Origin of the sequence: Olleya sp. 1-3, assembly GCF_002836085.1 — a bacterium.
Classification (GTDB): domain Bacteria; phylum Bacteroidota; class Bacteroidia; order Flavobacteriales; family Flavobacteriaceae; genus Olleya; species Olleya namhaensis.
This window is the reverse complement of record NZ_PJBW01000034.1, coordinates 1-644: the sequence shown is the minus strand read 5'-3', so window position 1 is coordinate 644 and position 644 is coordinate 1. Positions and strand designations below refer to the sequence as shown.

Here is a 644-nt window from a genome sequence, read left to right as displayed (position 1 = left end):
GTCAAAGCTGGTAAAGTATACGTGTCACAAGCTTCTACATCCATAGGTGAATCCGCTACTAGTGCTGCATCTATTGTAACTGTAAAACTGGTTTCGTCAGAACAAATATTAGGCGCTGTTCCTGTTTCAGTGTAAATGTACAACGTACTTGTTGCTGTAATATCTGTTCCCGAAGCAATTAAAGTCCCCGTTCCATTTGGTCCTCCTGTTGCTGAATAATAGTCATTATTAGCACTTAATGTTGGTAATGTATACGAAGAACAAGATTGCTCATCAGAAATAACATCTGCTGTCGGAGATGCATTAATAGTTATTACAAAACTACTTTCGTCAGTACAATTATTTGGCGCTGTTCCAATTGATTTATAAACATATAGTGTTGTTGTCGTCGTAATATCTGTTCCTGCAGAAACCTCAGTTCCTGAAGCTCCTCCGGTTGCTGTGTGATAAGTATTATTAGCTGTTAATGCTGGTAAAGTATACGTGTCACAAGCTTCTACATCCATAGGTGAATCCGCTACTGGTGCGGCATCTATTGTAACTGTAAAACTACTTTCGTCAGAACAAATATTAGGCGCTGTTCCTGTTTCCGTGTAAACGTACAACGTACTTGTTCCTGTAATATCAGTTCCTGCTGTAACTAT

1 pseudogene is annotated in these 644 nt (G+C 39.0%); it reads right to left on the bottom strand.

The window, feature by feature from the left end:
• Window positions 1-644 (bottom strand): annotated as a pseudogene (locus CXF54_RS12935) (adhesin); the annotation flags it as partial.